The following is a 13,792-nucleotide window of genomic DNA, read 5'->3' as shown; positions in this document are numbered from 1 at the left end:
CAAATCCAATACTTATCGATTAAGCTAAAAACATTAAATCAGGTAGGTTGGGTTGACGTTAGGAAACCCAACATTCACAGACTTTTGTTGGGTTTGCCTTGACATAATGTAGTTTTACTATCTTTTGATTTTGAGCTATTTAGATAATTTTTTATCCAATCACAACCGTCTTTCATTAAAGTATTCAGTGATTGCTTTGAATTTGTTAATTTTTCTAGTTCGTTTATATGTAACTTCCAAAGAATTACGGTTTTGTCTCTGCTGGCAGTGGCAATAGTTTCACCATTAGAACTGAAACTAGAATAGTCAACTATCTCAGTGTGACCAGAAAGGGTTTTGAGTTCTTCAATTTGGATTTCCTTGTTGTCTTTACTTATACTCCAAAGTTTAACAGTCTTGTCTCTGCTAGTCGTCGCTATAAACTTGCCATTGGGACTAAAACTAACAGTGTAGACTTGAACATCATGCGCTGTAAGCGTTTTAAGTTTTTTCCCATCCTGACTCCAGAATGTTATTGTCCCGTCAGCACTAGAAGTAGCTATGATTTTACCATCATGACTAAAGCTAACAAAATATACAAAATCGTTATGCTTAAGAGTGGTTTTTTTCGTGCCATCTAAGTTCCAAAGAATTACGGTTTTGTCTCTGCTGGCAGTAGCAATAGTTTGACCATCAGGGCTGAAACCAGCGAAATAAACCAACTCACTATGCTTAAGAGTGCGAATTGGCCTACCATCTAAGCTCCAGATTTTTGCAGTATTGTCTTCACTAGCAGTGACAATCATTTGCCCGTTAGGACTATAATTCACCCTCCTGATCTTTCCTTGATGTCCAGTAAAGCTTCTGCGTTCTTGTCCATTCAGACTCCAAAGTTTGACAGTTTTGTCAGCACTAGCAGAAGCAATGGTCTGACCGTCTGGACTGAAAGTGACGCTACTGACTATATCCTTATGTCCAGTCAGGGTTTGCATTGGACGACCATCGCGACTCCAAAGTTTGACAGTTTTGTCAGCACTAGCAGAAGCAATAGTCTGACCGTCAGGGCTGAAAGCTACTCCCCAGACGGGAGCTTTATGTCCAATGAGGGGTTGAAGTTCCTGACGGTTGTAACTCCAAAGTCTAGCAGTTCGATCAGCACTGCCAGTAACAATGATCTTGCCCTTGGGACTAAAGCTAACGTCAAAAACTGCACCATTATGACTAGCAAAAGTTTGGAGTATGTTACCAGACTTGTCCCAGAGTTTGACAGTTTGGTCATTACTAACAGTAGCAATAGTCTTACCGTCGGGACTAAAACTGACTTGATGGATTATATCCGAATGTCCCTCAAGAGTTTGAATTAGATGACCATCCTGAAGACTCCAAAGTTTGACAGTCCGGTCAGCACTAGAAGTAGCAATAGTCTTACCATCGGGGCTAAAACTGACGCTAGTGACTGTATCATTATGAGCCGTCTTCTCTTGAGTTTTAATATCAGTAAAGCGTCGTATTTCGTTTCCATTACTAGAACTCCAGAGTCTAACAGTTTTGTCATTACTAGCAGTGGCAATAGTCTGACCGTCGGGACTAAAACTGACACTATTTATCCAATCTTTATGTCCACTAATAGTTTGGTGTAGATTTCCATCCCGCTTCCAAAGTTTGACCTTGTTATCCCCACTAGCAGATGCAATTAAATTACTATCGGGGCTAAAAGTGACACTGAAAACCCGACCTTTATGTCCATTAAGAGTTTGGAGTAGTTTCCCATCCCGATTCCAGAGCTTGACAGTTTGGTCTTCACTACCAGTAGCAATAGTTTGACCGTCAGGGCTAAAACTGATACTTAAAACCCTCTGTTTATGGCCTTCAAGGGTTTTTAGTTCTCTACCATTTACACTCCAAAGTTTAGCAGTTGAGTCATCACTAGCAGTACCAATGGTGTCACCTTCAGGACTGAAGCTTATACCTCGGATAGCATTTTTATGCCCTTCCAATCTATTTAACTCTCTAGTTCGACCAACTGTCCTTTGTAAACTTTCTAAAACTAGCCTCTGGGTTTTAACTCCTACTTTTAGCTGGTTTGATACTATTGGCTGTCCTGCTCTTACTGCTAAAAGCAACGCATCTAATTCTTTTTTAGAATTCCGAAAAGCTTCTGAAGATTCAGCAGAAACAATAATTTGTTCTTCCAAAGCGTTCTGCGCCATTTGTCTTTGCCATACGGCCGCAATGGCAAATAAGGAGACAGCTATTAAACCAATACTAAGTCCCGAAATAGTTAGCATCTGGCGACGCTTTTGTATCTTAATTTCCCTATCTCGAAATTCTAAACTCTGCTCGATAAAATTTTTCTCATCAATTAAATCTTCTGGGCGTTTGTTCAGTTCTTCTTCTGCTTCTGCTAACGCTGCACCACGTAACAAGGAACCTGGATCTCGTTTCGTTTTTTCCCATTGTGCCTTTGCTGCCCGTACTCGCTCTTGCCAAGCTCTGAAAACACGGTTTGTATTCATCCATTCTCGCAGTTCACCCCAGTTACGAATTAGAGCTTCATGGACTACTTCTACTGTTTCTTGATTGGTAGCATTGCGACTTGTCACCACCAGTCGAGGAGGATCAGCTAATTGTTTTACCAAAGACCAGCTTTGCTCTCCCAATTCCGCTTTTAACGCTATGCGTCTTGTATCCTCTACTCCCTCACCCGGATGTACCAATTGAATAAAAATGCGCTGGACTTTTTCCTTCTCGTCATTTGTCAAATTTCTATATTTTTCATCAGCATAGCGAGCTAATGCACCTTCTACTTGACCAATTTCTTCATAGATTTTGTGAGTTAATTGTTTACCAGTTCGCTTGTTCCACAACTGTGTCAAAGCAAACTCTAGTAAAGGTAAATTTCCAGGTTGGTCTTCCACATCTTTGAGAATGCGTTCTACCAGACCGCTTTCAAATGTCACCCCTAATTTTTGGGCGGGTTTTTCAATGATTTCTGTTAATTCTTCCCGATTCATTGGACCCAGTTTCACATCAGCATTTTGCAAAACATCAGCAAAGAGACGATAGGAGAGAGCATTTCCCAAAAAATCTGCCCGCATTGTTGTCACCAAAACCGTAGCCGATGAAGATAGAGAAGTAGAAGTTTCTAGGCTGGCTAATAAGCAATCGAGAAACTTACGACGAATTTCCTCATCGTTACACAGAGTGTAGATTTCTTCAAATTGGTCAGCAATCAGTAGCAATCGTTTATTGGGGTGATTGCGTTGAATAGAGCTAAATATACGGGAAAGGGGCGTTGTTCCGTTTTTAAGAGATTCAGCCAGCCTACCAGCCTGAGTTATTTTATCAGTAGAATCCATCTCAGACCTGTAAAGTGGAACAAGTGCCTCAGCCAAAGCATAAAATGGATCTTTATCAGAACCAGGACGAAAGTGAGTAAACTGCCAATGACCTTCTTTTTGTAACTTAGGGACTAATCCAGCGAATACTACCGAAGATTTACCGCTTCCTGATGCACCTAGCACTGGAATAAAATTCTTGGTTTTAGTTGCACTATAAAGTCCTTCTATAAATATTTCCCGCCCAAAGAACACATCCGCATCATTCGGTCCAAAATGAAACAAACCTCTATAAGGACAAGGAATATCTTCATCAATAGTATTTGGAGAATCAGAAGGGACTAATTTTACTTCGTCTCGATAATAGTAATTGGTAATAGTAATAGTTGCATTACCAGTCACTGAAGTGGCAGCGTATTCAGTTCCTGTAACACTTTGTTGTATCTCGCCTTGCTCAGACATTAATAGACACCCTAATTAATTAATTTACAGTCTCAGTCTTCCTTCGATGTGCCTTTTTCAGTGATGCCACTAATACTTGCATTACCAGAACCAGAGGTAGCTGCATATTTAACATTACTGATATTTTGGTTAATGATCTGCTGTCCACCAGGCTGGTCTTTGACTTGATTCAGTAAATTTTCAGCTAACTTAATAACTTCATCATCCTTGTCAAGTGTATCAAGCCCCGATTCTAGTAACTCATCTTCCAAAAGAGCTTTTGTCTTTTCTGGTTTCTGTTCAAATTTATCCAGAATTGTTGATGAATCAGTTTTCCCTTGCTCTGCAAACTTCTTCTTAATCAACGTTTTCAAACCTAGATAAGCATCTTTGACGGCTGTTCCTGCGGTATCCTTAGCAGCAGCAGTAGCACCAGCACTCAAAGCAGCAATAATTAAATAGATAGGGTCCATAGTTAATCCTTAACAATTTGTAACAGAAAAAAATAAGTATCTTTAAGATTTAGATTATCACAGAATGTATAACTTAGGGATTTGCTATGTAATATTATCTTAATAATGGGTTTAGAGCTAACGCTCATGTACGGCAATACAATTGCCGTACTACTATGCCAACATACTTATACTTCTGTGAAGACGAATTCTTTCTAAATCGCGCCATCAAAAAATTGCGATCGCACAATCTAGACCAACAATGGGCAAATTTTAAAAAATCCCCGACCTATTTAAAAAGTCAGGGATTTATTGATTAAGAAAGGTCTTTCAATTCAGCGGTACGAACTGAAAGTATTTGTGTTTGATTACCTCTTTGGATTTTTACCTGCAAGGCTTGACCCAGGGTACTGTCTTCTACTATAGATTGTAATTGTTCCGCACTGGTGATAGCTTTATTGTCAATCTGCACAATCACATCTCCACGACGGATACCCGCAATTGCAGCGGGAGAATTAGGAACAACCCGCAAGACTAAAACTCCTTTGACTTCAGGAATCATCAACATGGAGTTGGGATCACTGTTATTTTGTTTTGCTAATTCTGGTGTTAATGTCACCATTTGTACACCTAAGTAGGGGTGAGCTACTTTCCCATTGCGTTGTAATTGAGTAGCGATCGCTTTAGCTTTGTCAATAGGAATTGCAAAGCCAATCCCCATGGCATCGGCGCGAATTGCTGTATTAATTCCAATTACTTCTCCTAAACCATTTAATAATGGTCCACCAGAGTTACCAGGGTTAATCGCTGCGTCGGTTTGAATGAAGTCTAACCGTTTATCGCTGATACCAACCTGAGCGCTAGAACGTTTTAAGGTGCTGACAATGCCCAGAGTAACGGTATTATCAAATCCTAACGGATTACCAACAGCGATCGCCCAATCTCCCACCTGAACATTACGAGAAGAACCTAAAGGTGCTACGGGTAAATCATTACCAGCATTAATCTTAACTACAGCCAAGTCTGTAACTTCATCAATACCACGGACTTTACCTTCAAAAGTGCGACCATCTTTCAGACGGACTGTGACTTTATCAGCTTTGTCCACTACGTGAGCATTGGTAAGAATGACACCGCTTTTGTCAATAATAAAACCAGAACCTAAACCCCGTAACTGTTCAGTCGGTGATTGTTGGGGAAAACTATCACCAAAAAACCGCCGAAAAAAGGGATCTTCCATAAAAGGATCATTGCGGCGCGTAATTGTTCTTTCTGTATCAATTCTTACTACTGCTGATCCCACACGATTCACTGCTGTTGTCACAAAACTATGACCACCAATCGCAGCCGCAGCGGAAGATGGCTTTTGAGCCACTTTTGTTAATGACTCCGTGACAGGATTTGGACCCGGTTCTGCTACTGAAGGTAACACCCGCAGGGAGGTAACAGTTAACAGCACTCCCATAAAAATCGCTAAAATATGGGTACTGAGTTGTCGGATAGACGGGGATATTTGGGGAAATCGCATAATCACAACCTAATCTACAAGCCTAATTTTTGCTGTTTCTTGATAAATCTATCTACACTTATTTTTACAGATCAGATTCAGAATTTCTGTTTATTGACATTTTGACTCAATTTTAAGTTTCTTTGATGTTGTGGAATCTATTTTTTTCAAGCTAAAATACTAGTTAATGCCAAAATGCCAAAACAAATGTCAGTATAATAGCATGAATAATGGAGCAAACCCACTAACTAACGAATCCCTAGCTACATTAGAGCCGGGAGACCATTCACACCATCACAATCATACAGATCATACACATTCTCATGTCCACAGTGAAGAGTCTTTACGGCGGATTATTAACCGACTTTCGCGCATAGAAGGCCATGTACGTGGTATTAAAAATATGGTACAACAAAATACTTCGTGTCCTGATGTATTATTACAAATTGCGGCTGTCCGTGGTGCATTAGATAAGGTAGCACGCATTGTGCTAGATGAACATTTAACTGAGTGTATCGCTAGAGCTGCCGAAGAAGGTAATATAGAATCGGAAATTGAACAATTAAAAGCCGCTTTAGATAGATTTTTACCCTAATTCTTAACTTTTGACTGCGGTATTTATGACTGGGAATCAATATCAATTTCACTATTTTTTAAATCATAATGCACATAAACCAATAATTCTATTATTACATGGTTTTATGGGTAATATTTATGAATTTGATCAAGTCATCAAATTACTATTTGATGATTTTTCCTATCTGATTATTGATTTACCTGGACATGGAAAAACTCAGGTTTTAGATGATGAATACTATACCATGCCATCTACAGCCACAGCCATTATACAATTATTAGATAAATTAAAAATTGACCAATGCTATTTAATTGGTTATTCTCTGGGAGGAAGATTAGCTTTATATCTCACTCTCCATTTTCCCAGTAGGTTTATTAAGGTTATTTTAGAATCTGCTTCCCCTGGTTTAGCAACAGAAATGGCCAGGTTAGCTAGAATTAAAAGTGATGCTCAAATAGCTAGGAAATTAACGAGAATAATCAATAAAGATGATTTTTATCACTTTCTCAATAATTGGTATCAACAACGGATTTTTGGGAAGATTAAAAATCATCCCCAATACCAATGTATGATCGCAAGTAGATTAACAAATCATCCCCCAAATTTAGTTAAATCATTGCAGTTTATGGGAACAGGTTCTCAACCTTGTTTATGGGAATTACTCACAGAAAATACTATTCCTCTCCTATTATTGGTGGGAGAAGAAGATCAAAAATTTATTGATATTAATATAGCAATAACTGAAAAATGTAAGTTTGCTAAATTACAAATAATTCATGATGTTGGACATAATATTCACCTGGAAAATACTTTAGCATTTGTGCAGAATATTCAAGATTTTTTCTGCCATGCTTCTAATTTTGCATAACTGCATTCAACAACAATTCAGCCCCGAAACGAATGGGATCTGTACAAGGTAGTCCGGTTTCTGTTATGATTTGAGCGATCGCATTTTTTGCCTCTAATTCCTCTAAATTCCTGGTATTTAAAGCTATACCCACCACATTGATGTTCCCAAAAGCACCAGCACCACGGGCAACGATTTCATACATTTGGATCACTTCCGGTAATGGGGGAATCGGTATACTGGGATTATTACGGTTGTGAGTTTGTCCCGCTTGATGCACTAATATTAAATGTGTAGGTTGAGAACCGCGAATTAACGGTAAAGTGGCTGTTGAACCAGGGTGTAAAAGAGAACCTTGTCCTTCAATTTGCAGAATGTCGTAATGTTGACCAAAACGCATCACTAACTGTTCCACCGCACCAGCCGCAAAGTCTACCCGCACAGCATCTAAAGCCACCCCTTCTCCTTCCAACATTAACCCAGTTTGACCAGTGGCTAAGAACTTAGAACGGATACCCCATAATTTAGCCGTCCGATGTAATTCTAGACTAGTGGACATTTTTCCAATGGCCATATCTGTCCCCACTGTCAAAACTCGGCGACAGGGTAGATTCCGCGCCAGTCCAGATGCTACATCTAAATTGGCTGGTTCTCTCCGTACATCCCAAATTAATTGTCCTGGTTTGAGGAGGGCATTTAATTCAGGTATATTCGCTAGGGGTGTATGTAATCCATTTACCAAGGACATTCCGGCTTTGAGAGCATCTTTGATATCAGCCCAATAATCATCAGGAACAGCACCACCTTTGGGAGCAATCCCAATTACCAAAACCTCCGGCTTATACTGTAATGCTGCTGTCATAGATGCCACAATCGGCACATCTCGCTGAATACCTGTTAACTCTACTAAAGATTTACCTACAGATTCTCTGTCAATTACAGCCACAATAGGGGATTCACTATAGCGTAAAATTGATAACCCTGTTTTTCCCTGAACTCCAGTAATTCCCTCATGAAGAAGAATTGCTATTTTTTGATTAAGCGACAGACGCACTGTATTTTACTCCCAAACCAGGTAAATTATTTGGCAAAACTCTCCCATTCTCTACCAGCGCACCGCTAAAAGGATCATCAATTAAATTCAAATGACTATCTAAATCCAAATAATCAGCTAGTGGTGCAAGTTGTAAAGCGGCGGTATTAGCCAGAGAACTATCAGAATAGCAGCCAAACATCACTTGTAAATTATGAGCTTTGGCTGTATGTACCATTCGCATGGCCTCGGTAATTCCCCCAGATTTCATTAATTTAATATTAATTCCATCTACATTATCAGCTAATTGGGGAATATCCGCACTAGTAAAGCAACTTTCATCCGCAAAAATGGGTAAGGGGGAATGTTTTTTCAACTTAGCTAAATTTGCTTCTTCACCTCTTGCTAAGGGCTGTTCTATATATTTTATCCCCAAATCAGCTAACCAACTACACATATTAATAGCATCTGCTAAATTCCAACCTCCGTTAGCATCAACAAATACATCTCTTTCCCCTGTTGCTTCCCGTACGGCTAAAAACATTTTTTGATCTGCTTCTATTCCTTGAGTTGAACCTAGTTTGACTTTGAATAACTGCACATCCATAAATTGTAACCAGTCTTGGGTTCTGGCTTTGGCACCTGCTGGGGAATTAATCCCAATTGTTACCGATGTTGATACTATAGCACTTTTATTTAGTCCCCAAAGTTGCCATAAAGGTAAACCTAATCGCTTACCTATCCAGTCGTGTAATGCCATATCTAAGGCTGCTTTAACGGCGGAAGGAATTTGCATTTGTTCTAATAGTGACTCAATTTCCTGTCTTTGCCAAGGGCTAAATTTCTGAAGTATAGGTATAATTTGCTCAATAGTATTGATGATTTGCTCAGTAGTTTGTCTGTAGTTACCCACCCCAAAGGGAGATGCTTCTCCCCAACCTTCAATCCCTTCCTGTGCGATTTGTAACCAAATATTTGTTGATTGTGCTGTTGTTCCGCGACTAATTGTTAAGGGAAATCGTTTATTAACGGTAAAAGGTTGAAAATTAATTTGCATAAGTATATAAAATCGGGAAAAGGAGTATATTAAGAATCAAGAAAAGCCGTCCTTCTAGGACGGGGCTTGTATCCCATATTTTCGGTCATGAAATTATGAATAATTTACAGAAATGGCAAATACTAAGCTCAAAAATGGTCATAAATGAGCCAATGTGTCAAATTCGACAAGATCAGATAGAATTGCCAAATGGTAAAATCATAGACGACTATTTTATCAGTATAAAACCAGATGTTGCCATAATTTTACCCATTACTAAAAATCAAGAGATTATTTTTGTGCGTCAATATAGACACGCTATAGGGGAATTTGTCATGGAACTTCCTGCGGGTAGATTTGACGTAAATATAGAAAATCCAGAAAGCGCAGCAGTCAGGGAATTACGCGAAGAAACGGGCTATTGGGCAGAAGATGTGCGAAAAATCGCAACCCTTTATGATAAACCCAGTAAAGACACTAATCAAATACATTTATTTTTAGCGGAAAATGTGGTGAAAGTAGGAGAACAACAAAATCTGGATATTACTGAGGAAATAGAAGTAGTTTTAATTTCTATAGATTCAGTATTTAAGTGCATTGCTGAAGGTGAAATCTCTGTAACTGGAACTATTGCGGCTCTTTTCTTGGGTTTAAGCAATAGGTCTTCTATTCTTCCTAATACAATATAAGCTGTTACCTGTCACCTTCTGTCCTATCACCTGTTAATAATCAAGTCTGGCAGTTACACTAGATCAGGAAACTGTAATTTCTAGATATGACAAGTTCTCAGAAAAACAGCCATAAAGGATAACTATTATGAAAAATTTGCACAAAAATTCTTTGCACAAACAGCATTTATCAGGTTCGTCTTCAACTCATGTTTTAACTGGTATGATAGCTGCTGGGTTGATAATGTTACCTGGTATAGTTGGTGCTAGTCCCGTTTTAGCGCAGCAAAAAACAGAGCGTAATTCTTTAACTTATGGGGAGTTAATTCAGAAGGCGGATAAAGGCGAAGTTAAAAAGGTTGAATTGGATCAAACTGAGCAGATAGCTAGGGTTTATTTAACTGGACAAAAGCCGAATACACCTCCTCTACAGGTGCGCCTTTTAGAGCAAAATCCAGAATTAGTGAATAAACTTAGGGAAAAAAATGTTGATTTTGGTGAGGTTTCCTCCGCTGGAAACAGGGTTGCTGTAGGGTTGTTAATTAATCTCATGTGGATTTTACCCCTGGTGGCTTTAATGATATTATTCCTGCGTCGTTCTGCAAATGCTTCTAACCAGGCTATGAGTTTTGGTAAATCTCGCGCCCGCTTTCAAATGGAAGCAAAAACCGGGGTCAAATTTGCTGATGTCGCAGGAGTGAATGAAGCCAAAGAAGAATTAGAGGAAGTTGTGACTTTCTTAAAACTGCCGGAAAAATTTACCGCTGTAGGTGCGAAAATTCCCAAGGGTGTGTTACTAATTGGACCGCCGGGAACTGGGAAAACTCTACTAGCAAAGGCTATTGCAGGTGAAGCAGGTGTACCTTTTTTCAGTATGTCTGGCTCGGAATTTGTGGAGATGTTTGTGGGTGTGGGTGCTTCCCGTGTCCGTGATTTGTTCAAAAAAGCTAAGGATAATGCTCCCTGTATCATTTTTATTGATGAAATTGACGCGGTAGGTAGACAACGGGGTGCGGGTATTGGTGGGGGAAATGATGAACGAGAACAAACTCTTAACCAGCTATTAACGGAAATGGACGGTTTTGAGGGAAATACGGGGATTATTATTATTGCTGCTACTAACCGCCCAGATGTTCTAGATTCTGCTTTGTTACGTCCAGGGCGCTTTGATAGACAGGTGATTGTGGACGTTCCAGATTTGAAGGGAAGAGAGGAAATTTTGACAGTCCATGCTCAAAATAAGAAGATTGACCCTAGTGTATCATTAGCAGCGATCGCTCGGCGCACTCCTGGGTTTACTGGTGCTGATTTAGCTAATTTACTCAATGAAGCTGCTATTTTGACGGCTAGAAGACGCAAGGAAGCGGTGAGCGATTTAGAAGTTGATAATGCGATAGATCGAGTAGTTGCGGGTATGGAAGGAACTGCTTTAGTAGATAGCAAAAGTAAACGCCTCATTGCTTATCATGAAGTGGGACACGCTTTGGTAGGTACGTTGGTTAAGGATCATGATCCTGTCCAAAAAGTTACTTTAATTCCCAGGGGACAAGCATTAGGTTTAACTTGGTTTACTCCCAATGAAGAACAGGGTTTAATTTCCCGTTCCCAGATTTTAGCCCGAATTGCGGCGACTTTGGGCGGTCGTGCGGCGGAGGAAATCGTTTTTGGAAAAGCAGAAGTGACTACCGGTGCGGGAAATGATTTACAACAAGTGACTAATATGGCTAGACAAATGGTAACAAAGTTTGGAATGTCTGATTTAGGTCTAGTTTCTTTGGAAAATCAAAATAATAATGAGGTATTTTTAGACCGGGACTGGATGAATAAATCTGAATATTCGGAGGAAATTGCTGCTAAAATTGATGCTACAGTTCGGGAAATTGTCAGCAAATGCTATATTCAAGCTAAGGAAATCATCCAGGAAAACCGTTTAATTTTGGAGCGGGTGGTTGATTTGTTGATAGAACAAGAAACTATTGACGGTGATGTTTTTCGGAAAATTGTCGCCGATAATACTGCAATTCAACTAAAAACTCATCAGCCGGTAGCCGTACCTTATTAATTTAGATAATTTTTGTAGAGACGTTCCATGTCTCTACATTAATTTAAACTTCAAGAAAAAATCTCCCCATGGTGGGATTTAGTGACAGATAAACGCTAAAATTGACAATTGGAGAGTTAAACTATGCTATGTTTGATATATTGCCTTTTCGCTTTGAAATAGATAAAGTTGCGATCGCTGGTACTTGTTTATGGGCTTTAGCGTTATATTTGAGTTTTTCACAGGTTAGAGAATGGGTAACGACACAACTCAACCGCTGGTTTAATTTTGCTGAACGTTTCCTATACACTAGTCAATCAGAATTTGACAAGACTCGTCAAGCCAGAGAAGCGCAAAATTCCTTTTATGCTTCACTATTTAGCATTTTCCCCTTTTTAATATTTGGTGGTTTATCTAACTGGATTTTAGATATCAGTTTAGGTAATAGCTGGGGAGTTAGCACTGGAATACTTGTTTGTATGGGTGCTGGAGTGTATGAATTAGGACGCAGACAAGGGGAAGAATAAATTTAAGTTTATGTACTTTGAATACTTTCAATCATAGTTATTTCTGCATCAGTTAATTCATATAGTTCATAAACTAATTGATTGATTTGTCTATCAGTGGCTTGAATTTGTTGCTGAATCATTCTTTTGGCTGGGGGTGTGTTTGCTTGATTGAGTTGTTGATGAAGATCAAGCATTTGTTCAACCAGTTTAATCATGTCATTATAAATCAACTGATCACTTGATTTTGATAAATCCAATAATTTAATAGGTATTTTTTCTATAACTTGTTTATTCAAAGCAATATATCCTCCGCGAAATGGTGTACTAATTAACTTCAGAAAATGGTTGATTAATTTAGAGTTGAGAATACCCAATAAATACAGATAAGATATATTGATATTTTCCAAAATAGAAATACCATATCCACCACCTCCACCACCTCCACTACCAACAAAATAATAATCTCCATATAAATCAGTAGCAAAACAACTACCAGTAGCAATTGCTGGTACTAATAACTTTGGTGAATCAAAACGAGTATGATTTTTACGATATACATAACCATACCAATTTTTATCCATATTACCTTTATTTCTCGCTGCTAATCGTTCTTGATTTTCCAGCATATAATTCCAGGTTAAAGGAAATCTATTTTCATAGTTATTTACTGATAATAAAACAGATTTATTATTGATAGTTATATAAGGGAAAATCAGACGTTTATTAACATTTTTTAGAAAATACCTACCAATATTTAATGAACCCTTCAAAAAATATTTTAAAAAATCATTTTCTAACCAATGTAAGCGCCCCGTTACTTTAGATTTACAAAGAACTTGCTGATTTTCTCTAGCTACTTCTTCAAGAATAAATATATCATCTGCATCAGTTTGTAAGCCAACAAATAAATGAGCAATATCACCTAACTTTACAGGTAATTCGTTAATTTTATAAAACCATTTTTGATCTTTTTCACTTACAAAATTCCACTCACGATCAGAGATACAAGAAATAGGAAAAGTTTGGCTAAGTATGTTATTATTTTCATGATTACGCCAATCAATCAAACTATTAATCTTCTGAAATTCAAAAGTTTTATTTTCCCGCTTGCTTAAAAATAGTAAACAAGTGTATGTAGTTGCTTTTGTAAAAACTTGTTCATCTCCAAAATAAATAATTTGATTCAATGATTTATTTTCCGCTATCAATCTTCTAATAACTTCCCCATATTGAGCATTAAAAAACTTATGAGGTAAAATAAAACCTAAATAGCCATCTTTTCTTAATAGCTCTAATCCCTTTTCCACAAAGACAACATAAATATCATAGTTTCCCTTACTAGCAGAAACATACTGTTGTTTATA

11 protein-coding genes are annotated in these 13,792 nt (G+C 38.3%); 5 read left to right on the top strand and 6 right to left on the bottom strand.

The genetic code is table 11. The features are described 5' to 3' along the window. Positions 1 to 74: 74 nt before the first annotated feature. The 3 genes from H6F62_RS17390 to H6F62_RS17380 all read right to left on the bottom strand — a co-directional run bounded on the left by H6F62_RS17390 (position 75) and on the right by H6F62_RS17380 (position 5,738). Positions 75 to 3,779 carry a WD40 repeat domain-containing protein gene (locus H6F62_RS17390; protein ID WP_190372577.1) on the bottom strand — a complete coding sequence of 1,235 codons (3,705 nt, stop codon included), beginning with the start codon at positions 3,777 to 3,779 and terminating at the stop codon, positions 75 to 77. Between the two features lie 32 nt (positions 3,780 to 3,811). After that, a complete protein-coding gene (locus tag H6F62_RS17385) occupies positions 3,812 to 4,231 on the bottom strand; it encodes a hypothetical protein (protein WP_190372576.1) in 420 nt (139 codons plus the stop codon). Positions 4,232 to 4,526: 295 nt separating this feature from the next. After that, positions 4,527 to 5,738 carry an HhoA/HhoB/HtrA family serine endopeptidase gene (locus H6F62_RS17380; protein WP_190372575.1) on the bottom strand — a complete coding sequence of 404 codons (1,212 nt, stop codon included), beginning with the start codon at positions 5,736 to 5,738 and terminating at the stop codon, positions 4,527 to 4,529. A 202-nt stretch (positions 5,739 to 5,940) separates the two neighbouring features. Here H6F62_RS17380 and H6F62_RS17375 point away from each other — a divergent pair, with 202 nt between their 5' ends. Together H6F62_RS17375 and menH are read left to right on the top strand one after the other, a co-directional pair. Further along, entirely contained in the window at positions 5,941 to 6,312 is a 372-nt protein-coding gene (locus H6F62_RS17375) for a metal-sensing transcriptional repressor (RefSeq protein ID WP_190372574.1), read from the top strand. Between the two features lie 25 nt (positions 6,313 to 6,337). Beyond that, on the top strand, positions 6,338 to 7,162 hold the full coding sequence (menH, locus tag H6F62_RS17370) for a 2-succinyl-6-hydroxy-2,4-cyclohexadiene-1-carboxylate synthase (RefSeq protein WP_190372573.1): 825 nt from the start codon (positions 6,338 to 6,340) through the stop codon (positions 7,160 to 7,162). Here menH and H6F62_RS17365 read toward each other — a convergent pair. Then, on the bottom strand, positions 7,149 to 8,195 hold the full coding sequence (locus H6F62_RS17365; protein WP_137906325.1) for a DUF1611 domain-containing protein: 1,047 nt from the start codon (positions 8,193 to 8,195) through the stop codon (positions 7,149 to 7,151). The two genes, menH and H6F62_RS17365, sit on opposite strands and share 14 nt — an antisense overlap. Then, the gene (locus H6F62_RS17360; protein ID WP_190372572.1) at positions 8,179 to 9,231 is read right to left on the bottom strand and encodes a dipeptide epimerase; all 1,053 of its coding nucleotides are present in this window, start codon (positions 9,229 to 9,231) and stop codon (positions 8,179 to 8,181) included. Before H6F62_RS17360 ends, H6F62_RS17365 begins: the two co-directional genes overlap by 17 nt. 95 nt (positions 9,232 to 9,326) lie before the next feature. Between H6F62_RS17360 and H6F62_RS17355 the strand changes: the two genes are divergently transcribed. The 3 genes from H6F62_RS17355 to H6F62_RS17345 all read left to right on the top strand — a co-directional run bounded on the left by H6F62_RS17355 (position 9,327) and on the right by H6F62_RS17345 (position 12,446). Then, positions 9,327 to 9,899, top strand: a complete 573-nt coding sequence (locus H6F62_RS17355) for an NUDIX hydrolase (protein WP_137906327.1) — start codon at positions 9,327 to 9,329, stop codon at positions 9,897 to 9,899. A 127-nt stretch (positions 9,900 to 10,026) separates the two neighbouring features. Beyond that, positions 10,027 to 11,940 (top strand): ATP-dependent zinc metalloprotease FtsH, encoded by a 1,914-nt coding sequence (ftsH, locus tag H6F62_RS17350; RefSeq protein ID WP_137906328.1) that lies wholly within the window; start codon positions 10,027 to 10,029, stop codon positions 11,938 to 11,940. Between the two features lie 128 nt (positions 11,941 to 12,068). Then, positions 12,069 to 12,446 carry a hypothetical protein gene (locus H6F62_RS17345; RefSeq protein ID WP_028088620.1) on the top strand — a complete coding sequence of 126 codons (378 nt, stop codon included), beginning with the start codon at positions 12,069 to 12,071 and terminating at the stop codon, positions 12,444 to 12,446. Between the two features lie 8 nt (positions 12,447 to 12,454). Here H6F62_RS17345 and H6F62_RS17340 read toward each other — a convergent pair. Next, on the bottom strand, positions 12,455 to 13,792 hold a 1,338-nt coding region (locus H6F62_RS17340), incomplete at its 5' end, for an Eco57I restriction-modification methylase domain-containing protein (protein ID WP_190372571.1).

Source organism: Anabaena sp. FACHB-1391, assembly GCF_014696755.1.
GTDB classification, from domain to species: domain Bacteria; phylum Cyanobacteriota; class Cyanobacteriia; order Cyanobacteriales; family Nostocaceae; genus Dolichospermum; species Dolichospermum planctonicum.
This window is presented reverse-complemented; position numbering and strand designations above follow the sequence as displayed.

Coding starts and splice junctions, on each gene's coding strand:
- H6F62_RS17390 (WP_190372577.1), bottom strand. CDS start 3,779: ATGTCTGAGCAAGGCGAGATACAACAAAGTGTTACAGGAACTGAATAC.
- H6F62_RS17385 (WP_190372576.1), bottom strand. CDS start 4,231: ATGGACCCTATCTATTTAATTATTGCTGCTTTGAGTGCTGGTGCTACT.
- H6F62_RS17380 (WP_190372575.1), bottom strand. CDS start 5,738: ATGCGATTTCCCCAAATATCCCCGTCTATCCGACAACTCAGTACCCAT.
- H6F62_RS17375 (WP_190372574.1), top strand. CDS start 5,941: ATGAATAATGGAGCAAACCCACTAACTAACGAATCCCTAGCTACATTA.
- menH (WP_190372573.1), top strand. CDS start 6,338: ATGACTGGGAATCAATATCAATTTCACTATTTTTTAAATCATAATGCA.
- H6F62_RS17360 (WP_190372572.1), bottom strand. CDS start 9,231: ATGCAAATTAATTTTCAACCTTTTACCGTTAATAAACGATTTCCCTTA.
- H6F62_RS17355 (WP_137906327.1), top strand. CDS start 9,327: ATGAATAATTTACAGAAATGGCAAATACTAAGCTCAAAAATGGTCATA.
- ftsH (WP_137906328.1), top strand. CDS start 10,027: ATGAAAAATTTGCACAAAAATTCTTTGCACAAACAGCATTTATCAGGT.
- H6F62_RS17345 (WP_028088620.1), top strand. CDS start 12,069: ATGTTTGATATATTGCCTTTTCGCTTTGAAATAGATAAAGTTGCGATC.